This is a genomic window from Streptomyces sp. NPDC048417, assembly GCF_040651615.1.
GTDB lineage: Bacteria > Actinomycetota > Actinomycetes > Streptomycetales > Streptomycetaceae > Streptomyces.
On sequence record NZ_JBEZKI010000004.1, the window covers coordinates 307,260 to 329,067 of the forward strand.

Consider the following 21,808-nt stretch of genomic DNA (forward strand, 5'->3'; position numbering starts at 1 on the left):
AGCGAGGAGGCCATGCGTACACCCCGTAGGACCCCCACAGCAGGCCCGCAGACGCCGTCCCAGCGGCCACCCAGCGGCCGCCGCGCGCACGCCGGACCACCCGCCGACGAACCGGTCGACGACGTCGTCGGCATCGCGGCCGACCACGCGCCCACCGGAGGCTGGCGAATCCGTCCCCGGACCGTGCGGGCCAAGGTCGTCTGCCTGCTCATGGTGCCGGTCATGTCCCTGCTGGCCCTGTGGGCGTACGCCACGGTCACCACCGCACAGGACGTCTCCCGGCTGCGCCAGTCCCAACGCGTCGACGCCGCGTTGCGGACCCCGGTCGCAGGCGCTGTCGCCGCGCTCCAGGCCGAGCGCACCGCAGCCGTCCGGTACGCGACCGACCCCACCGCCGAACAGGCCGGCGACCTCAAGAGGCTCGGTGCCCGTACCGACCAGGCCGTGGCGGGGCTGCGGCTCGGCAAGGACAGCACCGTCGCCGACAGCGAGGAACTGCCCTCGGGCGTCGCCCAGCGCCTTCAGGCCTTCGTCACCGGCGCCGAGCAGCTGCGCACGCTGCGCACGGCGGTACGGAACCGGGGCGTCGGCTGGGACGAGACCTACGGGCGGTACACACAGGCCATCGCCATGGCTTTCGCCGTGGACGGCGCCCTCACCGGCATCCAGGCCGACGACATGGGCGCCGACGCGCGCGTGCTGCTCGAACTCTCCCGCGCGGGAGAGGCGCTGGCCCAGGAGGACGCGATCCTCGCCGGCGCCCGGCCGTCCGGCGGCCTGGACGGCGAGCGACTGCGGCTGTTCACCGGCGCCGTCGACACCCGCCGTGTCCTCACCGACACGGCCGTCGCCGACCTGCCAGGCGCACAGGGCACCACCTGGCACCGGCTCGCCCATGGCGACGACTACACCACGCTGGAAGCCGCCGAGGACAAGATCCTCGCGAGTCAACCTGGAGCCAAGGCGCTCGACGCGGTCCCGGAAGCGACCTGGATCACCGCTCACGCACGCGTGCAGGACGGAATGCGGAGCGTCCAGACCGGAACGGCACACGCGGTCGCGGGCCGGGCCGATCCGTTCGCACGCGGTCTGCTCACCCCGGCCGGAGCCGCCGTCCTGTTCGGTCTCCTCGCGGTGGTCGCCTCGCTCGTCATCTCCGTACGCATCGGACGCGGCCTCGTGGTCGAGCTGGTGAGCCTGCGCAACGGCGCTCTCGAGATCGCCCGGCGCAAGCTCCCCGAGGCGATGCGCAGACTGCGGGCCGGCGAGGAGATCGACGTCCGCGCGGAGGCACCCCCGGGGCCGCCCGCGGAGGACGAGACCGCACAGGTCGCGGAGGCCCTCGGCACCGTCCACCGTGCCGCCCTGCGCGCCGCCGTGGAGCGCGCCGAACTCGCCAGCGGCATCTCGGGCGTGTTCGTCAACCTCGCCCGCCGCAGCCAGGTCCTGGTCCACCGCCAGCTGAGCCTGCTGGACAGCATGGAACGCCGGTCCGACGACCCCAACGAACTGAGCGACCTCTTCCGCCTCGACCACCTCACCACCCGGATGCGCCGCCACGCGGAGAGCCTGATCATCCTCTCCGGGGCGGCCCCCGGCCGGGCCTGGCGCATGCCGGTGTCCCTGACCAACGTCGTACGGGCCGCCGTGTCCGAAGTCGAGGACTACGCGCGCGTGGAGGTACGCCAGCTCCCCGAGGCAGCCGTCGTCGGCGCGGCCGTCGCCGACCTCACCCATCTGCTCGCCGAGGTCGTCGAGAACGCCGCCCAGTTCTCGCCCCCGCACACGCGCGTGCGCGTCACCGGGGAACCCGTCGGCAACGGCTACGCCCTGGAGGTCGAGGACCGCGGACTCGGCATGGGCGAGGAGACCCTCGCCGAGGCCAACCGGCGCATCGAGCAGTCCGAGGCCCTCGACCTGTTCGACAGCGACCGGCTCGGCCTCTTCGTCGTCAGCAGGCTCGCGGCCCGCCACGGCATCAAGGTGCACCTGCGCACCTCCCCCTACGGCGGCACCACCGCGGTGGTCCTGCTGCCGAAGGCCCTGCTGCACGGTGGTGCGGCGGAACGATCCGGCCGTCCGGCGGCCGGCATCGAACAGGCTCCGGAACGCGAGTACGCGCGCGTGCCCGGGCCCGCCCTTCCACAGACCGCCGTCCCCGCCGCCCGTCCCGCCCTCGCCACCGCCCACACCACCCCGCACCCGGCGCCCGAGCCGCCACCCCCCGGAGTCACGACCTTGAGGCCGCACCGCCCACCGCACGACTCCGAGGCCGGCGAGGACGACCTCCCACGCCGGGTGCGGCAGGCGAACCTCGCCTCCCAACTGCGCGATCCACGCACCGAGGAACCCGCGCCCGTCCGGCGACGGGACGAACGCACCCCCGAACTCGTCCGTGACCGCATGACGGCCTACCGGGACGGCTGGGCGCGCGGCGGCGGCAGGCAATCCGGCCGTGCAGCCACACCGGAACCCGAAGAGGGCACCGACAGCACCGAAGGAGACCGCGCATGATCCAGGACCCGAGCATGAGGGCCGACCGCCGCTCCGGCGAACTCGACTGGCTGCTGGACGACCTGGTGCTGCGCGTCGAGGAAGTACAGCATGCCGTGGTGCTGTCCAACGACGGCCTCGCCGTCGGCGCCTCGACCGCCCTCGGGCGTGAGGACGCCGAGCACCTCGCCGCCGTCGCCTCCGGCTTCAACAGCCTCGCCAAGGGCACGGGACGGCACTTCGGGGCGGGCGGGGTGCGCCAGACCATGGTCGAGATGGACGACGCCTTTCTCTTCGTGGCCGCCGCCGGCGACGGATCCTGCCTCGCCGTGCTCACCGCCGTCACCGCCGACATCGGCCTGGTCGCCTACGAGATGGCACGCCTCGTCAAGCGGGTCGGCGAGCACCTCTACACCGCGCCCCGGGTCGCCGCCCGGCCGCCCGTCGTCGGATGACCCGGAAGCACCACCGATGACCGAACACACGATCGGCGCCCCGCGCGAGCCGGGCAGCCAGTGGTACGACGGCGAGGCCGGACCTCTCGTCCGCCCCTACGCCATGACCGGCGGCCGCACCAAACCCGGCCCCACCGGAGTGCGGTTCGACCTGATCGCCCTGGTCACACTCGACCCGGGCGCACCCGGTGTCGACGACGACACCGTGCTCGGCCCCGAACACCGGGCGCTGATCGACCTGTGCCGGGTGGAGACACAGTCCGTCGCCGAGCTCGCCGCCGGTGCCGACCTTCCCGTGGGCGTGGTCCGGGTGCTCCTGGGCGACCTGCTGGAACTGGGCTGTGTCACCGTGAGCCGTCCGGTGCCACCGGCCCAGCTTCCCGACGAACGGATTCTGCGCGAGGTCATCGCGGGATTGCGGGCACTGTAGATGAGCATCCGGAACCAACCGGGCGCGCACCGGTCAGAACAGACGCGTTCCGGTACAACCGCCCGCGAGGGGGCTGCGGTTGTCATGATGCTGGCTTCGCGTCCCGCGCAGCCCGAGCGGCGCCCCGCGCAGCCCGAGCCGCGCCACCGCCCGTCCCGAGCCCTCTTGCCTCCCGAGCATGTCGACCGCAGCCGGCCCTCCCGAGAGAAGTGATCATGGTCTCCGAGTACTCCGAGCCCGCCGCCGACGACGACACGTCGGCCATGGCGCTCAAGATATTGGTCGCCGGCGGCTTCGGGGTCGGGAAGACGACCCTGGTCGGCGCCGTCAGTGAGATCCGGCCGCTGCGCACCGAGGAAATGCTCAGCGAAGCAGGCCAGCTGGTGGACGACACGGACGGGGTGGACCAGAAAGTCACCACCACCGTCGCCATGGACTTCGGCCGCATCACCATCCGCTCCGGGCTCTCCCTCTACCTCTTCGGCACCCCCGGCCAGGACCGCTTCTGGTTCCTCTGGGACGAGCTGTCGCAAGGAGCCCTCGGCGCCGTCGTCCTCGCCGACACCCGCCGCCTGGAGGACTGCTTCCCGGCGGTCGACTACTTCGAGCACCGGCACATCCCGTTCGTAGTCGCCGTCAACTGCTTCGTCGGCACCCGGACCTACGGTGCGCGCGACGTCTCCCGCGCCCTGGACCTGGACCCGGGCACGCCCGTGGTGCTGTGCGACGCCCGGGACCGGGACTCCGGCAAGGAGGTGCTGATCCGGCTCGTCGAGTACGCCGGGCGGATGCACACCGCCCGGCTCCTCGACTCGGTGGGCTGAGGCCTCAGCCCGTGAGGTCCTTGTGCGCCACCACCTTCTCCACAGTGACCCGGACCAGCAGCTCACCCGGGACGCCGTTGCGGGCACCGAACTCCTCCGCGCGCTCCTCTCCCATGTAACGGGCCGCGATCCGGGTGGCCGCATCACGCAACTCACCCAGTTCCTCGGACAGCCGGGCGCGCCCGTTCAGCACCACGAAATGGAAGGGGGGCCGGTCGTCGTCCACGCACAGGGCGACCCGCCCGTCGCGGGTGAGATTGCGTCCCTTCACGGTCTCCTTGCCGGTGTTGAAGACCAGGTCGTCCCCGTCCAGCAGGAACCAGACGGGGGCCACGTGCGGACTGCCGTCGGCGTTGACGGTGGACAGTTTGCCGGTGCGGGTGCCGTGCGAGACGAACGCCCGCCATTCCTCGTCGGTCATCTTCTGTGCCATGTCCCCATCCTCCTTGCCCGGACGCCGGTGGTGGTGAAGGCTGGCGGGGAGATCCTCCAGCCAGGGGGAGACGGCATACGGGGAGACGCTACGACATGGCGCAGAACCAGGGACTCGGCTGGCTGCTCGACGACCTGACCGAGCGCGTGGAGCACGTACGTCATGCGCTGGTCCTGTCGAACGACGGGCTGGTCACCGGAGCGAGCACGGGCCTTCGCCGGGAGGACGCGGAGCATCTGGCCGCCGTCGCCTCCGGGCTGCACAGCCTTGCCAAGGGCTCGGGACGCCACTTCGGCGCGGGCCAGGTCCGCCAGACGATGATCGAGTACGACGACGCCGTCCTGTTCGTCACCGCCGCCGGAACCGGCAGCTGTCTGTGCGTCCTCAGCGGCGCGGAGGCGGACATCGGCCAGATCGCCTACGAGATGACACTGCTCGTCAACCGGGTCGGTGAACACCTCGGCGTGGACGCCCGGCAACCAGAGCGTTCCTCGATAGTAGACCTCTGACCTGCCATTTCATCCTCTGCCGCGGAGTTATCCACAGGCCCGCCACGAGATCCGCCGGAGCGGCTACGGTTTTTCCACGGCGAGCGCATCCGGCGCGAGCCACCCGCTCCACGGGGGAGAACGACCATGACCGGCACCACCATCGCCCGACCTCGCCAGCTCACCTGCACGTTCAGCCGCGCCGCTCGTGAACTGGGCCTCAGGCGAGGCGAGTTCGACCTCGCGGTACATCTTGGCCGGATCCGCACAGTGCCTGACGAGGGCGGCGGAGGCCGCCGTGTCTCCCGGAGCGAGATCGAGCGGCTCCAGGTACGGGCCGACACCCTCCGCGAGAGCGTGCGAGCCGTCGGTACGACCGAGGGCGCGGCCCTGATGGAGATCCCGGCGGGCAGGTTCACCCGCTTCGCGAAACTCGGCCTGGTGACTCCCGTGAACTGGTACCCGAACCGCTACCGGGCCGTGGTCTGGCTCTATCTGGCGGATGAGCTACGGCAGTTCGCGGCCGACGAGAAGAACGCACGGCTGTTCACCGGCCGTACGCCCGAGGAGTTGCGTGACCGGCTCAGGGCGGGAGCGGACCAGCGGGCCCGTAACTGGCGCGGACGCCACTGCGGTTTCCTGCTGCGGGCGGCCGGCGGGCCGTGGGAGCGAGCCGGGGTGGTGGCCGGCTTCCTGGACCCCGGTGAGATCGACGACGCTGTGACGGATCCTCACGAGCGGGCGTATGTCCAGGCCTTCCGGCCCGCCCCGCCCGCCCACGGCGCACCGGGCTCGCCGACCGCGCTGCTCGCCGAGGAGCTGATGACGGCGGACGAGCCGGACGAGATCGACTGGTTCCGCAACGACCTGGCACGGGCCGTGACGGAAGCCCGCACTTTCCGCCCCGCGCCCCACCCTGCCGAGCAACCGCACCGCTCGGCCGCGCATCCGCCCCGCCCTGTCGCGCAGGCGCAGCATCAGGCACCGGCCCAATCGGGGCCCGCGCACGGCCTGCGAGGCTGGCTGCGCCGCAGAAGCCCCCGCCTCGCCCACTGATGACGCCCTGAAGGAGCTCCGGGCCCAAGCGGCTCTCTCGCGGCTCTTCTCTTCTACAGAGCCCTGAACAGCCCCTCCTGGACGACTGACACCAGCAGTCGCCCCTCCAGGTCATAGACCCGCCCGCGGGCCAGGCCCAGGCCACCCGTGGCGATGGGGGACTCCTGCTCGTACAGGAACCACTCGTCCGCACGGAACGGCCGGTGGAACCACATGGCGTGGTCCAGCGAGGCCATGTCGAAGTTCCGCGGCCCCCACAGGGGCTCGACGGGGACCCGCACCGCGTCCAGGAGAGTCATGTCGCTGGCGTAGGTCAGCGCGCAGGTGTGCACCAGCGGATCGTCGCCCAGCGGACCGACCGCACGCATCCACACCGCGCTGCGCGGCTCGGCGCCCGCTATCTCCTCGGGGTTCCAGCGCAGCCGGTCGACATAGCGGATGTCGAAGGGCTGACGGCGCGCCATCCGCTCCAACTGCTCGGGCAGCTCACCCAGATGCTTGCGGATCTCCTCGGCGAGCGTCGGCAGCGACTCCGGGTGCGGCATCTCGCGGGCCGGCGGCAGCTGGTGCTCGAAAGCTCCCACCTCAGGCTTGTGGAAGGAGGCGGTCAGATTGAAGATCGTGCGGCCGTGCTGCACGGCGGTGACCCGGCGCGTCGTGAACGACCGCCCGTCCCGGATCCGTTCGACCTGGTACACGATCGGCACGCCGGGCCGGCCCGGGCGCAGGAAGTACGCGTGCAGCGAGTGCACCGGGCGGTCGCACTCGGTGGTGCGGCCGGCGGCGACCAGCGCCTGGCCCGCCACCTGGCCGCCGAAGACCCGCTGGATGGACTCCTGGGGACTGCGGCCACGGAAGATGTTGACCTCGATCTGCTCCAGGTCGAGCAGGTCGACCAGTCTCTCGGCCGGGTTCGTCATCGGTGGGGTTCTCCTGTGGTCAGAACGGGCCGGGTCAGAGCTGGCCGACATCGGTGACGCGAACGACCGCGCGGCCTTCGGCGTCGGAGGCCGTCAGGTCGACCTCCGCGCTGATGCCCCAGTCGTGGTCGTCGTTCGGGTCGTCGAAGATCTGCCGGACGCGCCACAGCGCGTTCTGCGGCTCCTCCTGGATCACGAGCAGCTTGGGGCCGCGGGCGTCGGGGCCGGTGCCCAGGTCCTCGTACTCGTCCCAGTACTTGTCCATGGCCTCGCCCCAGGCGTCGGCGTCCCAGCCGGACTCCGCGTCCAGCTCGCCCAGTTCCTCGACGTGGTCGAGGGCGGCCAGCTCCACGCGCCGGAACATCGCGTTGCGGACCAGGACCCGGAAGGCGCGCGCGTTGGCGGTGACCGGCTTGACCTCGTCGGCCTTCTCCTGGGCCTCCTCGGCCGTCATCTCCTCCGGATTGGCGAGCTGCTCCCACTCGTCCAGCAGACTGGAGTCGACCTGGCGGACCATCTCGCCCAGCCACTCGATCAGGTCCTGCAGGTCCTCGGACTTGAGGTCGTCGGGGATGTTGTGGTCCAGCGTCTTGTACGCGCTCGCCAGGTAGCGCAGCACGATGCCCTCGGTGCGGGCCAGCTCGTAGAAGGACACCAACTCGGTGAAGGACATCGCCCGTTCGTACATGTCCCGGATGACCGACTTCGGCGACAGCGGATGGTCGCCGACCCACGGGTGGCTCTTGCGGTAGGTGTCGTACGCGTGGAAGAGCAGCTCTTCCAGGGGCTTCGGGTAGGTGACGTCCTGGAGGCGCTCCATGCGCTCCTCGTACTCGACGCCGTCCGCCTTCATCGCGGCCACCGCCTCGCCCTTCGCCTTGTTCAGCTGGGCGACCAGGATCTGCCGCGGGTCGTCCAGGGTGGACTCGACGACGGACACCATGTCAAGGGCGTAGGACGGCGATTCGGGGTCGAGGAGTTCGAACGCGGCGAGGGCGAACGTGGACAGCGGCTGGTTGAGCGCGAAGTCCTGCTGGAGGTCGACCGTGAGGCGGACGATACGGCCGGTCGCGTCCGGTTCGTCCAGCTTCTCGACGATGCCGCCGTCGAGGAGCGAGCGGTAGATGGCGATCGCCCGGCGGATGTGGCGCAGCTGCTGCTTGCGCGGCTCGTGGTTGTCCTCCAGCAGATGGCGCATCGCCTCGAAGGCGTTGCCCGGGCGGGCGATCACCGACAGCAGCATGGTGTGCGTCACCCGGAAACGCGACGTCAGCGGCTCCGGCTCGGACGCGATCAGCTTCTCGAACGTGGTCTCCGACCAGGCGACGAAGCCCTCCGGCGCCTTCTTGCGCACCACCTTGCGCCGCTTCTTCGGGTCGTCGCCCGCCTTCGCGAGTGCCTTCTCGTTCTCGATGACGTGCTCGGGCGCCTGCGCGACCACCAGCCCGGCCGTGTCGAAGCCGGCCCGGCCCGCGCGGCCGGCGATCTGGTGGAACTCCCGGGCGCGCAGCGTACGCACCCGGTTGCCGTCGTACTTGGTGAGGGCGGTGAACAACACCGTGCGGATGGGCACGTTGACCCCCACGCCCAGGGTGTCGGTGCCGCAGATGACCTTCAGCAGACCGGCCTGCGCGAGCTTCTCCACCAGACGTCGGTACTTGGGGAGCATGCCGGCGTGGTGCACGCCGATGCCGTGCCGGACGTACCGGGAGAGGTTGCGGCCGAACTTGGTGGTGAACCGGAAGTTGCCGATCAGCTCGGCGATCTGCTCCTTCTCCTCCTTCGAGCACATGTTGATGCTCATCAGCGCCTGTGCCCGCTCCACCGCCTGCGCCTGGGTGAAGTGCACGATGTACACCGGCGCCTGCCTGCTCTCCAGCAGTTCGGTGAGCGTCTCGGTGAGCGGGGTGAACTTGTACTCGTAGGACAGCGGCACCGGTCGGGTCGCCGAGCGGACCACCGAGGTGGGACGGCCGGTGCGGCGGGCGAGGTCCTGCTCGAAGAAGGAGACGTCGCCGAGGGTGGCGGACATCAGGATGAACTGCGCCCGCGGCAGTTCCAGGAGCGGAATCTGCCAGGCCCAGCCGCGGTCGCCCTCGGCGTAGAAGTGGAACTCGTCCATGACGACCTGGCCGACGTCCGCCTGCTTGCCGTCGCGCAGGGCGATGGAGGCGAGCACCTCGGCGGTGCAGCAGATGACGGGTGCGTCGGAGTTCACGGAGGCGTCGCCGGTGAGCATGCCGACGTTCTCGGTGCCGAAGATCTTGCACAGCTCGAAGAACTTCTCCGACACCAGCGCCTTGATCGGCGCCGTGTAGAAGGTGACCTCGTCCCGGGCCAGGGCGGCGAAGTGCGCGCCCGCGGCGATCATGCTCTTGCCGGAGCCGGTCGGTGTCGACACGATCACGTTCGCCCCGGAGACCGCCTCGATCAGCGCCTCCTCCTGGTGGGGGTAGAGCGTGAGACCGCGCTCCTGAGCCCAGGACTCGAAGGCTTCGTACAGGGCGTCGGGGTCGGCGGTCGGCGGCAGTCGATCGATGAGGGTCACGCACCCATCTTGCCTGGCCCGACCGCCGAGGGGGGAATCGGCTGCGAGCCCGAAGATCACGACCCCTATGCTGTGTCGCCGACGGAGCGTCATCGCACCCGGTCAACTGGACAGCGGCACACGAGGAATGGGGCGCACAGCGGCCATGATGGGACCAGCACACTCACTGTCGGGAGCCGCCGCCTGGCTCGGCGTCGGAGCCGCGGCCGCCGCGGCCGGGCACGGGATGCCCTGGCCGGTGCTCCTGGTCGGGGCACTGATCTGCGCCGGCGCCGCCCTCGCTCCGGACCTCGACCACAAGGCCGCCACCATCTCGCGCGCCTTCGGACCGCTGTCGCGCTGGCTCTGCGAGATCGTCGACAAGCTCTCCTACGCCGTCTACAAGGCGACCCGGAAGCCGGGCGACCCGCGCCGCTCCGGCGGTCACCGCACGCTGACCCACACCTGGGTGTGGGCGGCGCTGATCGGCGGGGGCTGTTCCGCCGCGGCCATTCTCGGTGGCCGCTGGGCAGTGCTGGCGATCCTCTTCGCACACATGGTGCTGGCGATCGAAGGCCTGCTGTGGCGGGCCGCCCGCGGCTCCAGCAGCGACGTGCTGGTGTGGCTGCTCGCGGGGACCAGCGCCTGGATCCTGGCGGGCATCCTGGACAAGCCGGGCAACGGCTCGGACTGGCTGTTCACCCAGCCCGGCCAGGAGTACCTGTGGCTGGGGCTGCCGGTGGTGCTGGGGGCGCTGGTGCACGACATCGGGGACGCGCTGACCGTCTCCGGCTGCCCGATCCTGTGGCCCATCCCGATCGGCCGCAAGCGCTGGTACCCGCTGGGCCCGCCGAAGGTGATGCGTTTCCGCGCGGGCAGCTGGGTCGAGCTCAAGGTGCTGATGCCCGTGTTCATGGTGCTGGGCGGCATAGGCTGCGCGGCTGCCCTGAACGTGATCTGACCGCAGGGGCTCCAGGGGCTCCGGAGTCAACCGGTCTGCCCCGAGCCACCCCCGTAGCGCCGCTCGAACGCGGCGACGCGGCCCTCGGTGTCCACCGTGCGGGCCTTCCCGGTGTAGAAGGGGTGGCTCTCCGAGGAGATCTCCACGTCGACCACCGGGTAGGTCTGGCCGTCGTCCCAGTCGATGGTCTGGTCGCTGGTCGCGGTGGACCGGGTCAGGAACGCGTATCCGGCGGCGCGGTCGCGGAAGACCACCGGGTGGTAGTCGGGGTGCTTGTCCTGCTGCATGGAGGCTCCTCGAACAAGGCGGTCGGGGCGGTCGGGGCGGTCGAGCAGAGGGATTCGGCGTCAGCCGTAGGCGGTGTCCTCGTCGACGATGTGCATCGCGGCCTCCTCGGCGGAGGCGCCGGCGCCGTCGATGCCGACGTCCGTGGCGACGAGACCGTTCTCGTCGTCCTCGTGCGCCCCCTCGTCGGGTGCCACGAGGCGGCCGGAGCGCAGATCGCCGACCTCGTTGTCCAGCAGTTCGCCGTCGCTGCCCTGACAGTCGCCGATGCCGTCGCCGTCGGGCACGGCCGGATCGGGCAGCTCCTCGGCGAGGCGCTGGTCCAGGGTCTCGCCGCGGTGGCCCTCCGCCGCGGTGACCCCGGTGTGCTCCACGGCCCACGGCCGCTCGGGCGGGGACCAGCCCCGGTCCAGGGGATCGCTGACGCCGTCGGACTCCAGCGTGTCCTCCACGTCGAGCAGTCCCGTGTCCTCGCGGATCTCGGATCCGTCGGGCTGGTAGACGTCGTCCCCCCATCCGTCGGCGGTGGTCACGGCTACCTCCAGGGGGTGAGGCGGCGGTCCGAGGGGCGGGCCGCCGGCACGCTCGGCACGGGCCACACGCGCCGCGAACCCTACGGTTCCCGGCCCGTCCCCGAACCGGTGCCGCTCTCCAGCCTTCCACCCCTGCTCGTACCCGCGCAACGGCACGGGGCGCGACCTGCGACGCGCACCCCGTGCCACGGCCGGTCACCCGTGCCACGACCGCCACAGCGCCGCGTAGGCGCCGTCGGCCGCCACCAGCTCGTCGTGGCTGCCGAGCTCGCTGATCCGGCCGTTCTCGACCACGGCGATGACATCCGCGTCATGGGCCGTGTGCAGCCGGTGGGCGATGGCGACCACGGTGCGGCCGTCGAGGACCCGGGCCAGGGACCGCTCCAGATGGCGGGCCGCGCGCGGGTCGAGGAGCGAGGTCGCCTCGTCCAGGACCAGGGTGTGCGGGTCGGCCAGCACCAGCCGGGCCAGCGCGATCTGCTGGGCCTGTGCCGGGGTCAGCGTGAGACCGCCGGAGCCGACCTCGGTGTCCAGACCCTGCTCCAGGGCCCGCGCCCAGCCGTCCGCGTCGACCGCGCCCAGGGCCGCCCACAGCTCGGCGTCCTCGGCGCCGGTCCGGGCGAGCAGCAGGTTGTCGCGCAGAGAGCCCACGAAGACGTGGTGTTCCTGGTTGACGAGGGCGACATGGGAGCGGACCCGTTCGGCGGTCATCCGGGACAGCTCGGCGCCGCCGAGGGTGATCCGGCCGTCGCGGGGCGCGTAGATCCCGGCGAGCAGCCGGCCCAGGGTGGACTTGCCCGCGCCCGAGGGGCCGACCAGGGCGAGCCGGGTGCCGGGCGCGACCTCAAGGGAGACCTCGCGCAGCACGTCGACTCCCTGCAGGTAGCCGAAGCGGACCTCGTCCGCGTGCACCTCCCGGCCGTCGGGGGCCAGCGAGGCGTCACCGGCGTCCGGCTCGATGTCCCGGACGCCGACCAGCCGGGCCAGCGACACCTGGGCGACCTGCACCTCGTCGTACCAGCGCAGGATCAGGTTCACCGGCTCGACGAGCATCTGGGCGATGAGGGCGCCCGTGGTCAGCTGGCCCACGTCGAGCCGGCCGTTGAGGACGAGGACGCCGCCGATCATCAGCACCGAGCCCAGCACGGTGGTGTGGGTGGCGTTCACGGCCGGGAACAGCACCGACCGCAGCCACAGCGTGTAGCGCTCCCATGCCGTCCACTCCTTGACCCGGCGTTCCGACAGGGCGATGCGCCGGGCGCCGAGCCGGTGCGCCTCGACGGTGTGCCCGGCGTCCACGGACTCCGCGAGGGCGGCGGCCACGGACGCGTACCCGGCGGCCTCGGAGCGGTAGCCGGAGGGCGCCCGCCTGAAGTACCAGCGGCAGACGATCACCAGGATCGGCAGGGCGAGCAGCACGGCGGCGGCCAGCGGCGGTGCCGTGACCACGAGCCCGCCGAGCAGCAGCACCACCCACACGACGCCGATCGACAGCTGCGGCACGGCCTCCCGCATGGCGTTGGCGAGCCGGTCGATGTCGGTGGTGATCCGGGACAACAGGTCGCCCGTGCCCGCCCGCTCCAGGACGCCCGGCGGCAGCCCGACGGACCGGACGAGGAAGTCCTCGCGCAGGTCGGCCAGCATCCGCTCGCCGAGCACGGCGCCGCGCAGCCGTACCTCGCGCACGAACACGGCCTGGACGGCGAGCGCGAGCACGAACAGGCCGATGGTCAGGCCCAGATGGAGTTCACGGGCACCGTCCGACACCCGGTCGATCAGTCCGCCGAGCAGGTACGGGCCGGCCATGGAGGCGATCACGGCCACCGTGTTGACCATGATGAGGACGGAGAAGGCCCGGCGATGCCGGCGGAACAGTTCGGCCACGTAGGCGCGCACGGTCGAGGTGGCGCCGACGGGCAGCGTGGTGGCCGTCGTCGGGGCCGCCGGGTCGTACGCCGGTGGTGCGACGCCGATCATGCGCTTTCCTCGATCTCTTCCAGCGCGCCGCCTCGCAGCGCGGCTTCTTTCTGCTCGGGCGCGCCGCCTCGCAGCGCGGCTTCTTTCTGCTCGGGCGTGCCGCCTCGCAGCGCGGCCTCTTTCTCCTTGAGCGCGCCGCCTCGCGGGGCGCCGTCGTGGTCCCTCGTGTTCCGGAGGGCGGCTTCGTCGTCCGTCTCCCGGGTCACCACCGCCCGGTACCGGGGCTCGGTGCGCACCAGTTCGCGGTGCACGCCGACCGCCCCGACCTCGCCCTCGTGGACGAGGACGACCCGGTCGGCCCGGTCGAGCAGCAGCGGCGAGGAGGTGAACAGCACGGTCGTACGGCCGGACCGAACCTCGCGGATGCCCTCCGCGATCCGCGCCTCGGTGTGCGAGTCGACGGCGGAGGTCGGCTCGTCCAGGACGAGCACCTCGGGGTCGGTGATCAGCGACCGGGCCAGCGCGAGCCGCTGGCGCTGGCCGCCCGACAGGGAGCGGCCCCGCTCGGTGATCCGGGCGTCCAGCGGGTCGATGACGTCCAACGAGCCCTGGACCAGGGCTTCCAGGACGTCCGCGCACTGGGCGGCGGCCAGCGCGTCCTCGGCCCGCACGGCGCCGGAGGCCGGGACGTCGAGCAGTTCGCGCAGCGAACCGGAGAGCAGCACCGGGTCCTTGTCCTGGACGAGCACCGCGGTGCGGGCGGTCTCCAGAGGCAGTTCGTCGAGCGGTACGCCGCCGAGCAGCACGGAGGTGGCGGCCTCGGCGGGGTGGCCGCCCAGCCGTTCGGCGAGGTGGCCGGCCGCGTCCGGGTCGCCGCAGACCACGGCGGTCAGCCGGCCCGCGGGTGCCAGCAGACCGGTGTCCGGGTCGTACAGGTCGCCGTCCGGCACCGCGTCCGTGCGCGAGCCGCCGGTGTCGGTGGCCCGTTCCAGGGAGAGCACCCGGGCGGCCCGTTTCGCCGAGGGGCGCGAGAAGGAGTACGCCATCGCGATCTCGGTGAAGTGCTGCAAGGGGTAATTGAGGATCATGACCGAGCTGTAGACGGTGACCAGTTCGCCGACGGTGACACGGCCCTGCCGGGCGAGGTGGACGCCGTGCCAGACCACCGCGATCAGCAGCAGCCCGGGCACCAGCACCTGGATCGCGGCGATCAGGGACCACATCCGGGCGCTGCGCACGGCGGCCCGCCGCACCTCCTGGGAGGCACGGCGGTAGCGGTCGAGGAAGAGGTCCTCGCCGCCGATGCCGCGCAGCACGCGCAGCCCCGCCACGGTGTCCGAGGCCAGCTCGGTGGCCCGGCCGGCCTTCGCGCGCTGGAAGTCGGCGCGCCGGGTCGCCCGGGGCAGCAGCGGCAGCACGGCCAGCGCCACCAGCGGCAGTCCCGCGGCAACCACCCAGCCGAGTGCGGGCTGGTAGAAGAGCAGGCCCACGCCGACCACGACGACCGTCAGGGCGGCCGCGGTGAACCGGGAGACCGCCTCGACGAACCAGCCGATCTTCTCGACGTCGCCGGTGGAGACGGCGACCACCTCGCCGGCCGCCACCCTCTGGGTCAGCGCCGAACCCAGCTGGGCGGCCTTGCGGGCGAGCAGTTGCTGGACGCGGGCGGCCGCAGTGATCCAGTTGGTGACGGCGGCCCGGTGCAGGAAGGTGTCGCCGACGGCGATCGCCGCACCGCACAGCACGAGCAGACCGCCCGTCAGCGCCAGACGGGTGCCGGAGCGGTCCACGACGGCCTGGACGGCGAACCCCACGCAGAAGGGCAGCGCGGAGACGGCCGTGAAGTGCAGTAGTCCCCAGGCCAGCGCCTTGAGCTGGCCACCCAGCTGATTCCGCCCGAGCCACCACAGGAAGCGAGGACCCGAACGTGCGTCCGGCACGCCCGGATCGGAATACGGAAGATCTTGAATGTGCATGACGTCCCAGCGGCTCGTGTCGGGGGAAGGTGGCGACAAGCCGTGAAAGGTTCGCGTCGGAGCGTGGTCGAAATCAAACGGTTTTCCCGGACGATCGGCGGAATCCACCGTCTTCCGGCCAAGGCTTGCCGCCCAACACGCGGTCCACGTCGGGAAATTCAGCTAACGGGTGCATATGTGATGCCAGGATGGCTGGGTGCAGATCAAGAGCGTTCGGCGTGCGGCCGCTGTGACCGCGATGGCCCTCGGGGCCGTCCTGATGGCCCTGAGCGCCTGCGGGGGACCGGAGAGCGGCGGTGGTGCGAAGAACGGCGTACCGGGGGCGCCCGGCAGAGCAGCCGGCGAGGGCCGGGCCGCGCAGCCGAGGCCGGCCGTCCCCGTCGGCGACCCGACCGCGCTGCCCGGTGTCGGCGAGCGGCTGCGCGCGGAGATCCCCGCCGATTCCAGCCAGGTCCTGGCCGTCTACGGCGAGGGCCAGGACTCGGCCGATGCCATGGTCGTGCTGTACAGCCTGCGGGGCGATGGCTGGCGCCCGGTGGGCAGTTGGCCCGCCCACAACGGGCGGAACGGCTGGACCACCGACCACTACGCGGGCGACGGACGCAGCCCGGTCGGCGTGTTCACCGTCACCGACGCGGGCGGTGTGCTCCCCGACCCGGGCACCCGGCTCTCCTACACCCACGACGTGGACGTCTACGCGCCCCCGTACTACTGGGACTCGGCGCACCGGCACGACTTCGACCACGTCATCGCCATCGACTACAACCGGCTGCGGGGCGCACCGCCGCACGACGTCACCCGCCCCTGGGGTGCCGAGCGGGGCGGCGGCATCTGGCTGCACCTCGACCACGGCAGCGGTACCTCGGCCTGCGTCAGCCTCTCCGGGGAGGCCATGCGGTTCCTGCTCCGCACGCTCGACCCGGAGCGCGATCCCGTCGTGGTGATGGGGGACCGGGCGGACCTGCTGGCCTGACGAGACCCCGGTTGCCGCGTGGGGTCACCGGCCGGCCGGGCCGGGCTGCTGGTCGGGCGCCCCCGCCGAGCCGGTGCTCGCGTGCACCAGGTCCACGTCGTTCGCCCGGACGTAGGCGAGCCGGTGGCCGAACTGGATCTCGTAGTACCTCTCCTGACCCACCACCACAGGCTGGGGCGTGCCGGAGAAGGTTGACCTGTCGACATAGGAACTGTCGACGCCGGACTGCGTCACATAACGCTGGCCCGCCCGGAGGCTGTACGGGAGCGGCGAGTCGGACTCCTCCTCCATTCCCTCCGGGTAGGCCTCCTCCTCCGGCAGGGCACGCCCGTACACCGGGATCTCGTCCAGGCCCTCCTTGGGTGTCACCATGCGGCCGCTCGCACCGACGGCCGTCGGGTGGTCCTGGGGGTTCTTGAACCAGGCCTTGTTGCCCTGGAACCAGATCGCCGTCCACTCGCCGCTGCGGTCGGCGACGGCGAAGGTCTGGCCGGTGGAGACGCGCGAACCGAGGTCGCTGACGTCCTCGGTGGACTCCTCGCCGTCCGGCCTGCGGCCCGGGTCCTGGATCAGCGGGGCGTTGTCGGCCGGTTCGGTGTGCAGGCGAACGGCGCTGGAGCCGTGCGGCTGGCACCGCTTTCCGTCGCCGTCGCACCCGGTGTACCGCGGTTTGTGGGTGGCGTAGTCCGGCAGGATCATCACCATGTCGCTGTCCGGTCCGGCCGTGGCTTTCAGCGGCGCGCCGAGCAGGTCGAAGTAGTGCTGCCAGTCCCAGAAGGGGCCGGGGTCCTCGTGCATCTCGGGGATGCTGTCGCCGGTCGGAGCCGGCACGTTGTCATGGCCGAAGATGTGCTGCCGGTCGAGCGGTACGCCGTACTTCTTCGCCAGGAAGCGCACCAGGCGGGCCGAGGACCGGTACATCTGCTCCGTGTACCAGGTGCCTGGGTGGGTGAGGAACCCCTCGTGTTCGATGCCGATCGAACGGCCGTTGACGAACTTGCTGCCGGAGTGCCAGGCCTCGTCCTTCGTCCTGACGTGCTGGGTGACGTGGCCGTCGCTGGAGCGGATCGAGTAGTGCCAGGACGCCTCGGTCGGGTCCTGCACGGTCTTGAACATGTTCGGCAGCGTCGACTCGGTGTCGTGGATGACGATGTACTCGATCTTCTGGTCCCGGGGCCGGTCGGCCAGGTCGTGATTGCCGTAGTCGCCGTCCTCGTCGATCTCCTCGTAGGGCGCGGCGAGCCAGTCACAGGACAGCTCCGCAGGGCACTCGACCTCCTTGGGCCGGTGGGGGACCTGCGGTCCGGGGTGCGCGCGGACGCCGGGGCTGGCGGGGAGTGTGACCTCCTGGCCTTCGGCGGTGGTCCGGTGCGCCCCCCGGCGGATCAGGGCGAAGACGTCGTCGGCGTACGTCGTGGCCGAGGTGACGTCACGGGTGCCGGGGAAACGTTCCACCGCCTGCCACCAGTCCTCCGGGTCCTCGCTGAGCGGCTTGCCGAGATGCCGTTGCGCGGCGGCCAGCAGGGCCGCGCCGCCGCGTACGTTGGCGACGGCGTCCGTCCGCAGCGCCGCGGGCGGGACCTTGATCAGCCGGGCGGCGCGTGCCAGGTCCGCCGGCTGCACGGCGTGCCCGCCCGAGGCGGACACCGTCCCCGTGGGGGAGCTGTTCGCACGGCCGTTCGGCGCCGTCGGCGCGGCCGCCGGTGCGGGGGCGTGGCTGCGGGCGGGCTCCACCAGGTGCATCGGCCCGTAGCCGCCCGCGACGCTGGGGGTGCCCGGGTGGGAGTCCCAGCGCGACTGCATGTAGGACACGCTCAGGAGCACACTGCGTGGCACGTGGAACTCGCGGGCGGCATCGGTGAAGGCGTTCTGCAGGCGCTGGTCCTCCGCCTCGTCGGCGCCCGACGCCGGGAGGATCAGCAGCGGTGGCAGCAGCGCGGCCGTCGCGAGCAGACAGGCCGTCAGCCGGCAGGTCCGCAGGGCGCCGGGCACACGTGGGGCGACATTTCTTCTCATACCGGAGGGTCTCCAACCGCTTGCTGAGGGTCTCCAACCACGCTCGTCGCAACCAGGGCGAAGGGGACGCCCTTAACGTCACCCCTCGTACGTTTCCGTGTCCTGCGCGGCACGGCGCGCCGAACGTCAACCGGGTGGACCAGCGGTCCGGCACAGGCCACCCGGTCGGCGGCAGCGGATCGGCGTCCGAGGGACGGTCGCCCACCGTCCCGGGCTCAGTCCTCGACCGGGTCCACCTGCCAGTCGGGATGGCCGGGCATGGGCGGGGTGTCCGGCCCGTACAGCCAGGGCGTCAGAAAGGGCGTCAGATCCTCGCCCGCGACCTCGGAGGCGAGCGCGACGAAGTCCTTGGTGCCGACCGCGCGGCCCCGGTACCGGGTCACCCAGGTGCGCTCGATCCGGTCGAACGTTTCGTCACCGACCTTCTCCCGCAGGGCGTACAGCACCAGCGCCGAGCCGTCGTACCGCATCACCTTGAACAGCGTCGGCTCCGTCGGCTCGGCGGGGGCTCCGTCGTCGTGCCGCCACTGGTCGTGCTGCTCGTAGGCCGTCCGCATGGCGTCCTCCATGCTCACCCCGCCGTGCTCGGCGGAGTACAGCCGCTCGTAGTACCGGGCATGACCCTCACTCAGCCACAGGTCGGACCACCGCCGGAGGGCGACGCTGTCCCCCGTCCAATGGTGGGTCAGCTCATGGACGAGATTGCGTTCGGCGTCGACCCGGTCGCCCAGCAGGTCGTCCTTGGGCACGAGGGACAGCGACTGCGTCTCCAACGCCACCGGCAGATCGGTGTCCCCGACCAGCACGCCGTAGCGGCGGAACGGGTACGGGCCGAGCCGCCGTTCCAGCCAGGCGAGGTGTTCCGGGGTGAGCGCGCGGTCGGTCTCGGTGTCCTCGACCAGGCCGTCCGGCACCACGTCCCGGACGGGCAGTCCGCGCGGGCCCGTGCTGTCGACGACCGTGAACCTCCCGATCGCCACCTGGATCAGCTGGGCCGCGATGGGCTCCTCGGAGTCGTACGTCCAGCGCACGCGTCCACCGGGCCGCCGGACGCGTTCGACCAGCCGGCCGTTGGCCACCGCGCGGAGCCCCGCGGGGGTGGTGATGCGGAAGGTGACCGGCGCCCGCAGGCTGGGGTGGTCGTCCACCGGGAAGACCAGCTTGGCGCCGTCGGGCTGCGCACAGAGCAGGGTGCCGTCGGCGGTGGGCACCCAGCCGTACTCCCGGATCGCGTCGCCGCGCCGCCGGCGCTGGGTGGGGTCGGCGGTGTAGGTGACGCGGACGGCGAAGGCGCGGCCGCGCGGGATCGGCCGCGCGGGCGTGACGACGAGTTCGTCGCCGTCCCGTACGGCGGTGGCCGGTGCGCCGTCGACGCTGACCTTGTGCAGGGTGTTGCCCGCGAAGTCCAGGTCGAAGCGGGACAGCGCCTGGGTGGCGGTGGCGCCGATGGTGGCTCCGGCCTCGAACGGCGTCCTGGGGGCCTGCCAGTCGAAGTCGAGCGTGTAACGGTCCACTGTGTAGCCGCCGTTGCCGTCCAGTGGCATCAGCGGGTCGCCGATGCCCGGAGCGCCGGGCGCCGGGGCCGGGTCGGAGGCGGCGGCCGAGGGGCCGGGGGCGGGGGAGCCGTGGCCCTGGTGCGGGAGTCCGGCGAGCACGGCGTCGCAGGTGAGGGCGACGGCACCGCCGAGAGCGAGGGCGAGGGCCACGCGACGGACGCGAGTGGTCGTGATCTCCATGGGAGCACTGTGGCAGCAAGATCCGCTTATAGCACTTTTTGTACCTCTAGGCTGCGTCCGCGCAGGTCGCGGAGCGGTCGGCCGGTCTCCTCATTGCGGCCGACGGTCAACTCCCCGTAGAACACCGGCCATGAGAAAACGGATCGTCATGTCCATGCTTGCCGGGCTCGCCCTCCTGGTGAGCGCGCTCCTCGGTGCGGGTGCCCCCGCCGCGGTAGCCGCCGACGTCCCGGCCGAGTTCGGCACCGACTGGCACGACCCGGTGACCGCGGCCCCGCCGGTGTCCGTGCCCAAGGGTGCCAAGTCCTGCCAGGTCACCCTGGCCGAGGCCCAGTTCCGCGACTTCACGCCGTACCGGCGCACCTACACGCCACCCCAGGGTTGCGGCGACCGCTGGAGCAAGGTGGTGCTGCGGCTAGACGGCAAGGTGAAGGGCCGTCAGTACGACCGGCTCGGCTATCTGCACGTCGGAGGCGTCGAGGTGCTGCGCACCTCCACCCCCGAGCCCTCGCCGGACGGCATCGAGTGGCACGTGGAGAAGGACGTCACCCGCTACAGCGACACCTTCCGCGGCACGCAGGACGTCGAGATGCTCATCGGCAACGTCGTCGACGACACGTACACCGGCGTCATCGACGTCAAGGTCACGCTCACGTTCTACGCGGGACGGCCCCAGGCCACGGTCCCCGACCAGGTGCTGACCCTGGACGGCGGCACCACCCTCACCACCCCGCGCAACAGCGAACGCATCGTCGCCGAGGTGTACGCCACCGGATCCGGCGGCGGCTGCGAGGAGTTCTGGTATCTGACGGTGGCCGACCCGGCGTCGTACTCCTGCAAGGCGGACAAGGGGCCCTACCGGGAGGTGCAGATCAAGGTCGACGGCCGGCCGGCCGGAATCGCCGCGCCGTTCCCGAACGTCTGGACCGGCGGCTGGTCCAACCCGTTCCTCTGGTACGTCGTTCCGGGCCCCCGCGCCTTCGACGTCAAGCCGATCGAATACGACCTGACGCCGTTCGCCGGGCTCCTCAACGACGGCCGTCCGCACCAGGTCGAGGTCTCCGTCGCCGGGGTGCCCGAGGGGCAGGCCGGCTGGAGCGCCCCCGTGAACGTACTGGTCTGGCAGGACGCGCACCGCGCCCACGTCACCGGCAGGCTCACCGAGGCCAAGTCCTCCGACCCCGTCAACTCCTCGGTGTACACACCGGGTTCGGGGGAGTACCGGGTCGACACCGACGCCGGGCACCGGCTCACCGTCTCCGGATACGTCGACACCTCGCACGGCCGGGTGACCACCACCGTCAGCCGGGCGCTGGCCAACACCTCGGCGCACCGCTGGAACGACGGCGAGACGACGGACGCGCTCGACGCCACCTGGACGGACGACCAGAACGTCACCGTGAAGGCGGGCGGGGCGCCCCGGACGACCCGCACCCACCTGGCGTACACGATGAACGGTGCCATCACTGTGGGCGCGGACAACCGGCTGCGCACCGAACTCGCCCTCGGCGACCGGGCGGCGGTCACCCGGCCAGGGGGCGGTTGGTCGCGGCTGGACGACACCTACCGAGGTGACGCGACGTACACCCTCGATGTGCCGCGCGACCAGCGGCACGCGGTCGGTACGTCGAGCGAGCGCTATCGGCTGTACGGGTCCGGCGGGTGCTACGACCGTTCGCTGGCCACCGAACAGGGGGTGCTGACGGAGGATGGCGACGGCTGACGAGCCGAATGGTGTGCGATGCGTCACCGGGCGCGTGATTTACACGGCTGATACACGGTGGT

At 71.7% G+C, this 21,808-nt stretch carries 18 protein-coding genes; 9 read left to right on the plus strand and 9 right to left on the minus strand.

What is annotated here, in order from left to right; all coding sequences use genetic code 11:
- Nucleotides 1-12 precede the first annotated feature (12 nt).
- The 4 genes from AB0D59_RS08485 to AB0D59_RS08500 all read left to right on the plus strand — a co-directional run bounded on the left by AB0D59_RS08485 (nt 13) and on the right by AB0D59_RS08500 (nt 4,202).
- Nucleotides 13-2,514 (plus strand): nitrate- and nitrite sensing domain-containing protein, encoded by a 2,502-nt coding sequence (locus tag AB0D59_RS08485; RefSeq protein ID WP_362562402.1) that lies wholly within the window; start codon nt 13-15, stop codon nt 2,512-2,514.
- Nucleotides 2,511-2,948, plus strand: coding sequence for a roadblock/LC7 domain-containing protein (locus tag AB0D59_RS08490; RefSeq protein ID WP_362562404.1), 438 nt, complete (start codon nt 2,511-2,513; stop codon nt 2,946-2,948). The genes AB0D59_RS08485 and AB0D59_RS08490 overlap by 4 nt, the downstream gene beginning before the upstream one ends.
- Nucleotides 2,949-2,964: 16 nt before the next feature.
- Entirely contained in the window at nt 2,965-3,378 is a 414-nt protein-coding gene (locus AB0D59_RS08495; protein WP_362562405.1) for a DUF742 domain-containing protein, read from the plus strand.
- Between the two features lie 215 nt (nt 3,379-3,593).
- The gene (locus tag AB0D59_RS08500) at nt 3,594-4,202 is read left to right on the plus strand and encodes an ATP/GTP-binding protein (protein WP_362562407.1); all 609 of its coding nucleotides are present in this window, start codon (nt 3,594-3,596) and stop codon (nt 4,200-4,202) included.
- 4 nt (nt 4,203-4,206) lie between these two features.
- Here AB0D59_RS08500 and AB0D59_RS08505 read toward each other — a convergent pair whose 3' ends face one another.
- On the minus strand, nt 4,207-4,635 hold the full coding sequence (locus tag AB0D59_RS08505) for a PPOX class F420-dependent oxidoreductase (protein ID WP_362562410.1): 429 nt from the start codon (nt 4,633-4,635) through the stop codon (nt 4,207-4,209).
- 95 nt (nt 4,636-4,730) lie between these two features.
- On the opposite strand from AB0D59_RS08505, the gene AB0D59_RS08510 reads away from it, so the two are divergent.
- Both AB0D59_RS08510 and AB0D59_RS08515 read left to right on the plus strand, forming a co-directional pair.
- Entirely contained in the window at nt 4,731-5,144 is a 414-nt protein-coding gene (locus AB0D59_RS08510) for a roadblock/LC7 domain-containing protein (protein WP_362562412.1), read from the plus strand.
- 126 nt (nt 5,145-5,270) lie between these two features.
- Nucleotides 5,271-6,179 carry a DUF6397 family protein gene (locus AB0D59_RS08515; protein ID WP_362562415.1) on the plus strand — a complete coding sequence of 303 codons (909 nt, stop codon included), beginning with the start codon at nt 5,271-5,273 and terminating at the stop codon, nt 6,177-6,179.
- A 53-nt stretch (nt 6,180-6,232) separates the two neighbouring features.
- On the opposite strand, the gene AB0D59_RS08520 is transcribed toward AB0D59_RS08515, so the two are convergent.
- Both AB0D59_RS08520 and AB0D59_RS08525 read right to left on the minus strand, forming a co-directional pair.
- Nucleotides 6,233-7,099 (minus strand): acyl-CoA thioesterase II, encoded by an 867-nt coding sequence (locus tag AB0D59_RS08520; RefSeq protein ID WP_362562416.1) that lies wholly within the window; start codon nt 7,097-7,099, stop codon nt 6,233-6,235.
- A gap of 34 nt (nt 7,100-7,133) precedes the next feature.
- Nucleotides 7,134-9,647 (minus strand): DUF3516 domain-containing protein, encoded by a 2,514-nt coding sequence (locus tag AB0D59_RS08525; protein WP_362562417.1) that lies wholly within the window; start codon nt 9,645-9,647, stop codon nt 7,134-7,136.
- Between the two features lie 145 nt (nt 9,648-9,792).
- On the opposite strand from AB0D59_RS08525, the gene AB0D59_RS08530 reads away from it, so the two are divergent.
- On the plus strand, nt 9,793-10,587 hold the full coding sequence (locus AB0D59_RS08530; RefSeq protein ID WP_362562419.1) for a metal-dependent hydrolase: 795 nt from the start codon (nt 9,793-9,795) through the stop codon (nt 10,585-10,587).
- 26 nt (nt 10,588-10,613) lie between these two features.
- Here AB0D59_RS08530 and AB0D59_RS08535 read toward each other — a convergent pair whose 3' ends face one another.
- The 4 genes from AB0D59_RS08535 to AB0D59_RS08550 all read right to left on the minus strand — a co-directional run bounded on the left by AB0D59_RS08535 (nt 10,614) and on the right by AB0D59_RS08550 (nt 15,298).
- A complete protein-coding gene (locus AB0D59_RS08535; protein WP_351742345.1) occupies nt 10,614-10,874 on the minus strand; it encodes a type B 50S ribosomal protein L31 in 261 nt (86 codons plus the stop codon).
- 60 nt (nt 10,875-10,934) lie between these two features.
- Nucleotides 10,935-11,405, minus strand: a complete 471-nt coding sequence (locus tag AB0D59_RS08540; RefSeq protein WP_362562420.1) for a DUF5709 domain-containing protein — start codon at nt 11,403-11,405, stop codon at nt 10,935-10,937.
- Nucleotides 11,406-11,600: 195 nt separating this feature from the next.
- Complete coding sequence (locus tag AB0D59_RS08545) at nt 11,601-13,382, minus strand: ABC transporter ATP-binding protein (RefSeq protein ID WP_362562422.1); 1,782 nt, start codon at nt 13,380-13,382, stop codon at nt 11,601-11,603.
- Nucleotides 13,379-15,298, minus strand: a complete 1,920-nt coding sequence (locus AB0D59_RS08550) for an ABC transporter transmembrane domain-containing protein (protein WP_362562688.1) — start codon at nt 15,296-15,298, stop codon at nt 13,379-13,381. Before AB0D59_RS08550 ends, AB0D59_RS08545 begins: the two co-directional genes overlap by 4 nt.
- A 238-nt stretch (nt 15,299-15,536) precedes the next feature.
- Between AB0D59_RS08550 and AB0D59_RS08555 the strand changes: the two genes are divergently transcribed.
- A complete protein-coding gene (locus tag AB0D59_RS08555) occupies nt 15,537-16,271 on the plus strand; it encodes a hypothetical protein (RefSeq protein WP_362562691.1) in 735 nt (244 codons plus the stop codon).
- A gap of 24 nt (nt 16,272-16,295) precedes the next feature.
- On the opposite strand, the gene AB0D59_RS08560 is transcribed toward AB0D59_RS08555, so the two are convergent.
- Both AB0D59_RS08560 and AB0D59_RS08565 read right to left on the minus strand, forming a co-directional pair.
- Complete coding sequence (locus tag AB0D59_RS08560; RefSeq protein WP_362562423.1) at nt 16,296-18,287, minus strand: peptidoglycan recognition family protein; 1,992 nt, start codon at nt 18,285-18,287, stop codon at nt 16,296-16,298.
- A gap of 215 nt (nt 18,288-18,502) precedes the next feature.
- Nucleotides 18,503-20,023 carry a M1 family metallopeptidase gene (locus AB0D59_RS08565; RefSeq protein WP_362562426.1) on the minus strand — a complete coding sequence of 507 codons (1,521 nt, stop codon included), beginning with the start codon at nt 20,021-20,023 and terminating at the stop codon, nt 18,503-18,505.
- Nucleotides 20,024-20,153: 130 nt separating this feature from the next.
- On the opposite strand from AB0D59_RS08565, the gene AB0D59_RS08570 reads away from it, so the two are divergent.
- The gene (locus tag AB0D59_RS08570; RefSeq protein ID WP_362562428.1) at nt 20,154-21,746 is read left to right on the plus strand and encodes a peptide-N4-asparagine amidase; all 1,593 of its coding nucleotides are present in this window, start codon (nt 20,154-20,156) and stop codon (nt 21,744-21,746) included.
- Nucleotides 21,747-21,808: the final 62 nt, after the last annotated feature.

Bases quoted from the DNA above. Each gene is read 5' to 3' on its own strand.
- AB0D59_RS08485 (WP_362562402.1), top strand. From the start codon at position 13: ATGCGTACACCCCGTAGGACCCCCACAGCAGGCCCGCAGACGCCGTCC.
- AB0D59_RS08490 (WP_362562404.1), top strand. From the start codon at position 2,511: ATGATCCAGGACCCGAGCATGAGGGCCGACCGCCGCTCCGGCGAACTC.
- AB0D59_RS08495 (WP_362562405.1), top strand. From the start codon at position 2,965: ATGACCGAACACACGATCGGCGCCCCGCGCGAGCCGGGCAGCCAGTGG.
- AB0D59_RS08500 (WP_362562407.1), top strand. From the start codon at position 3,594: ATGGTCTCCGAGTACTCCGAGCCCGCCGCCGACGACGACACGTCGGCC.
- AB0D59_RS08505 (WP_362562410.1), bottom strand. From the start codon at position 4,635: ATGGCACAGAAGATGACCGACGAGGAATGGCGGGCGTTCGTCTCGCAC.
- AB0D59_RS08510 (WP_362562412.1), top strand. From the start codon at position 4,731: ATGGCGCAGAACCAGGGACTCGGCTGGCTGCTCGACGACCTGACCGAG.
- AB0D59_RS08515 (WP_362562415.1), top strand. From the start codon at position 5,271: ATGACCGGCACCACCATCGCCCGACCTCGCCAGCTCACCTGCACGTTC.
- AB0D59_RS08520 (WP_362562416.1), bottom strand. From the start codon at position 7,099: ATGACGAACCCGGCCGAGAGACTGGTCGACCTGCTCGACCTGGAGCAG.
- AB0D59_RS08530 (WP_362562419.1), top strand. From the start codon at position 9,793: ATGATGGGACCAGCACACTCACTGTCGGGAGCCGCCGCCTGGCTCGGC.
- AB0D59_RS08535 (WP_351742345.1), bottom strand. From the start codon at position 10,874: ATGCAGCAGGACAAGCACCCCGACTACCACCCGGTGGTCTTCCGCGAC.
- AB0D59_RS08545 (WP_362562422.1), bottom strand. From the start codon at position 13,382: ATGATCGGCGTCGCACCACCGGCGTACGACCCGGCGGCCCCGACGACG.
- AB0D59_RS08550 (WP_362562688.1), bottom strand. From the start codon at position 15,298: ATGCACATTCAAGATCTTCCGTATTCCGATCCGGGCGTGCCGGACGCA.
- AB0D59_RS08555 (WP_362562691.1), top strand. From the start codon at position 15,537: ATGGCCCTCGGGGCCGTCCTGATGGCCCTGAGCGCCTGCGGGGGACCG.
- AB0D59_RS08560 (WP_362562423.1), bottom strand. From the start codon at position 18,287: ATGAGAAGAAATGTCGCCCCACGTGTGCCCGGCGCCCTGCGGACCTGC.
- AB0D59_RS08565 (WP_362562426.1), bottom strand. From the start codon at position 20,023: ATGGAGATCACGACCACTCGCGTCCGTCGCGTGGCCCTCGCCCTCGCT.
- AB0D59_RS08570 (WP_362562428.1), top strand. From the start codon at position 20,154: ATGAGAAAACGGATCGTCATGTCCATGCTTGCCGGGCTCGCCCTCCTG.